General features: G+C 73.2%; 3 protein-coding genes. 1 reads left to right on the top strand and 2 read right to left on the bottom strand.

Annotated elements, in window-relative coordinates; genetic code table 11:
• Positions 1-72 precede the first annotated feature (72 nt).
• Together ACFXAM_RS38145 and ACFXAM_RS38140 are read right to left on the bottom strand one after the other, a co-directional pair.
• Entirely contained in the window at positions 73-1,434 is a 1,362-nt protein-coding gene (locus ACFXAM_RS38145; protein WP_380298471.1) for an erythromycin esterase family protein, read from the bottom strand.
• 167 nt (positions 1,435-1,601) lie between these two features.
• Positions 1,602-1,865, bottom strand: a complete 264-nt coding sequence (locus ACFXAM_RS38140; protein ID WP_380298469.1) for a hypothetical protein — start codon at positions 1,863-1,865, stop codon at positions 1,602-1,604.
• A 341-nt stretch (positions 1,866-2,206) separates the two neighbouring features.
• Between ACFXAM_RS38140 and ACFXAM_RS38135 the strand changes: the two genes are divergently transcribed.
• Positions 2,207-3,976, top strand: coding sequence for an oleate hydratase (locus ACFXAM_RS38135; RefSeq protein WP_380298467.1), 1,770 nt, complete (start codon positions 2,207-2,209; stop codon positions 3,974-3,976).
• The last annotated feature ends 32 nt before the right edge of the window (positions 3,977-4,008 follow it).

The following is a 4,008-nucleotide window of genomic DNA, read 5'->3' as shown; positions in this document are numbered from 1 at the left end:
CACCCCCCCCGCCCGCCGCGACCCCCCGCCCGGCCCGCGGGGGCGCGGCGCCGCGCCCCGCCGGGCGGCCGGTCAGAGCTTGCGGGCCGCGTGCACCTCGTTGAGGTGGATGAGGACGTCGTAGGCCCGGCCGACGGCGAGCCGCGGCATCGGGTCGCTGATGAACACCGAGCCGGCGTCGTAGGTGGGGCGGCTGACGTCCAGCCAGTCGCGGGCCGCCTCGGGCACGGTGCGCAGGTCGACGTAGTAGTCGCGGTGGCGGACCCGGTCGAGGGTGTACTCGTTCATGTCCGGTGTGGCCGGCGGAACCGTGACGGACTTCCAGCCACCGGTCAGCACCGCGTCGTTGGTGAGGAAGGACCCGCGGTCGAAGGTGAAGCCGATGGCCACGTAGCCGCTGCCGTAGGCGTCGCGCAGGTGGGAGCCCTGCGGCACGGGGTAGAGGAAGGGGTCGCTGGACAGGTACCCGGCGTGCCCGTTGTGCGCCGACAGCAGGACCTTGCCGCCGGTGCGGCGCTGCCACCAGGCGGTGTTGTCGGCCATGGCCCGGTCGCGCAGCTGCTCCGCGGCGGAGACGGAGTTCGGGTCGGCCATGTCGAGGGTGGCGAAGGCGAAGGTCTGGGCGATGTTGCGGGCGTGCTGCACCGCCCACTCGTACGCGTCGTCGCCGGGGGTGCCGCTCGCGGTGACCAGGTCGAGCGCCTGCTGGGCCCGGGCGGCGTTCTCCCGGCGCTCGGCGAGCGGCCGGCCGAGGTGGGCGATGATGTCGTCCAGGGGCCGCAGGCCGGCGTAGAGCCCGTCGAGCTGCGGCACGGCGTCCGGCCTGGCCTGCCGGACGTAGGAGACGACCCGCTCGAAGACGGCGTCGCCGAGCTTCGGCGCGCCGATGTCGTCGCCCAGGAAGTGGACCGGGCGCTGCGGGTGGCTGCGGTTGTACGCGCGCATCCAGGAGATCAGGTCGGCGAACTCCTCCCGCTCCCAGGGGCTGCCGCCCAGGGCGTCCTTGACGATCTGCCGCGCGTCGCCGGGGCCGCCCTGGACGTACGCGTCGATCAGCAGTCCGCTGGTCCAGCTCGTCTCCAGGGCGAAGGTGGTGAAGCCCTTCTCCTCGACGAGGTGGCGGAAGAGCCGCTGCTTCATCGCGAAGAACTCGTGGGAGCCGTGGGTCGCCTCGCCGAGGCCGACCACCCGGGCGTCGCCGATCATCGTGGCCAGTGCGCGGAGGTCGGTGGTGCGGCCGCCGGGTTCGGTGGTCCGCAGCGGCTGGGCCACCCGGTCCAGGGCGCGGACGGCCGCCGCCGCCCGGCTGTCCGCCGTGACCACCGTCTCCACCGGGGCGGCGACCGCCGTCACCGGGGCCAGCACGGCCACGGCCGCCACGGCCGCCATCGCCGCCAGCAGTCCCCGCCGCCCGATCCGCTTGCTCGCTGCCATCGCTCCGACCACTCCTCGACTCGTAGGTCCCGGGGAACTCCCCGGTGAGTTGATCATCACGGTGGCGACGGCGGCGGCGCGCTGGGGACGGCCTCCGACTTCCCTGGGGGAAACCCCCCGGCCGGATTCGGTGGCCGGCCCCCCGCCCGGCGGGGGCCCGCCGTCCGTTACCGGGCCCGCAGCGCCCGTTCGCACTCCCGGCAGCGCTGCTCGGCGAGCGCCGGCGGGTACCACGGCTCGCCCAGCCCCGGCCGGAAGTGCGCGTGCTCCATGTCCGCGGTGTCGCGCCCGCACAGGGTGCGCGGCAGCGGGTCCTCCGGCACGTCCGGGTCCGCCCCGGCGGCGTGCACGGCCGCCACGGCGGGCTCGACCCCGTCGGGGCCGAGCGCCCGGGCGGGTTCCAGCTCGTAGAGCACGACGATCGAGGCCATGGCACGAGGATCGTCCGCCCCGGCCGCAGGGACACCCCGGGTGGGCTGTTCGTGGGCCCTCGGCCGCCACGGGGGCACCCGGCCCTGCCCCGCGGCACAACGGCCGAAACCGGGACCAAGCGCCCGGCCGGCCCGGGACCTCCGGTCCTCGATCGGGTCCCGGTGGTCCGATCCGCCGCTCCCCCGTCCGGGAGCAGTGTGGTGATCACGGCACGCGGTGGCCGGCCGGCGGGGTGTCACCCGTTCGGTCCAGCCGCGTTGCCGTCGCAGGGACCGTTGGCGAGCGTGGGCGAGGTCCGCCCCGGCGCGCGGGCGGCTGTTCACCGATCGAAGGAGTGCACGTGTACTGGAGCAGCGGGAACTACGAAGCGTTCGCCAGGCCGCGCAAGCCCGAGCGGGCCGACCGGGCGAGCGCCTGGTTCGTCGGCGCGGGGCTGGCGTCGCTCGCGGGTGCGGCGTTCCTGGTACGCGATGCGCAGATGCCCGGCGAGCGGATCACCGTCCTGGAGCGGCTGCGGCTGCCCGGTGGCGCGCTGGACGGCATCAAGGAGCCGGAGAAGGGCTTCGTGGTGCGCGGCGGCCGGGAGCTGGAGGACCACATGGAGTGCCTGTGGGACCTCTTCCGCTCGGTGCCCTCGCTGGAGGTCGAGGGCGCCTCGGTGCTCGACGAGTTCTACTGGCTGAACAAGGACGACCCGAACTTCTCCCTCCAGCGGGTCACCGAGCAGCGGGGCAGGGACGCCCGCACCGACGGCCTGTTCGCGCTGAACGACCGGGCGCAGAAGGACCTGGTGCGGATCTTCCTCGCCACCCGCGAGGAGGTCGAGGGCAAGCGGATCGACGAGGTCTTCGGCCGCGACTTCCTGGACAGCAACTTCTGGCTGTACTGGCGGACCATGTTCGCCTTCGAGGAGTGGCACGGCGCCCTGGAGATGAAGCTCTACCTGCACCGCTTCGTCCACCACGTCGGCGGCCTGCCGGACCTCTCCGCGCTGAAGTTCACCAAGTACAACCAGTACGAGTCGATGGTGCTGCCGCTGACCCGCTGGCTGATGGACCAGGGCGTGACCTTCCGCTACGAGACCGAGGTCACCGACATCGACTTCGACCTCACGCCCGGGCACAAGCGGGCCACCCGGATCCACTGGACCGAGGCCGGCAAGCCCGGCGGCGTCGAACTCGGCGAGGACGACCTGGTGTTCACCACCATCGGCTCGCTCACCGAGAACTCCGACAACGGCGACCAGCACACCCCGGCCCGGCTGAACGAGGGCCCGGCCCCGGCCTGGGACCTGTGGCGGCGGATCGCCGCCAAGGACCCGGAGTTCGGCCACCCCGAGGTGTTCTGCGGCAACATCCCGCAGAGCAAGTGGGAGTCGGCCACCGTCACCACCCTGGACCCGCGCATCCCCCGCTACATCCAGCAGGTCGCCAAGCGCGACCCGTTCAGCGGCGGCGTGGTCACCGGCGGCATCGTCACCGCCCGGGACTCCTCCTGGCTGCTGAGCTGGACGGTCAACCGCCAGCCGCACTTCAAGCAGCAGCCGGCCGACCAGATCGTGGTCTGGCTGTACTCGCTGTTCGTCGACCGGCCGGGCGACTTCGTCCGCAAGCCGATGCAGGACTGCACCGGCGAGGAGATCACCCAGGAGTGGCTGTACCACCTGGGCGTCCCCGAGGCGGAGATCCCCGAGCTGGCCGCCGGGGCCGCGCGCTGCGTGCCGGTGATGATGCCCTACGTCACCTCGTTCTTCCTGCCGCGCAAGGCCGGCGACCGGCCGCAGGTGGTGCCGGACGGCGCGGTGAACTTCGCGTTCATCGGCCAGTTCGCGGAGACCGGGCGGGACTGCATCTTCACCACCGAGTACTCGGTGCGCACCGGCATGGAGGCCGCCTACCGGCTGCTGGACGTCGAGCGCGGGGTCCCCGAGGTGTTCAACTCGACCTACGACGTGCGCAAGCTGCTCGCGGCGACCAGCCGGCTGCGCGACGGCGCCGAACTGAGCCTGCCCGGCCCGGAGTTCCTGCGCAAGCGGCTGCTCCACCGGATGGAGGCGACGGAGGTCGGCGCGCTGCTGGAGGAGTTCGGGCTGATCGACGAAGGACGGTAGCGGCGCACCACGGACCCGGCGGGGGCGCGGAC

The organism is Kitasatospora sp. NPDC059462, from assembly GCF_042749955.1.
GTDB lineage: Bacteria > Actinomycetota > Actinomycetes > Streptomycetales > Streptomycetaceae > Kitasatospora.
Note: the sequence above shows the minus strand (reverse complement) of the source record. Positions and strands in the feature narration are given on the sequence as shown.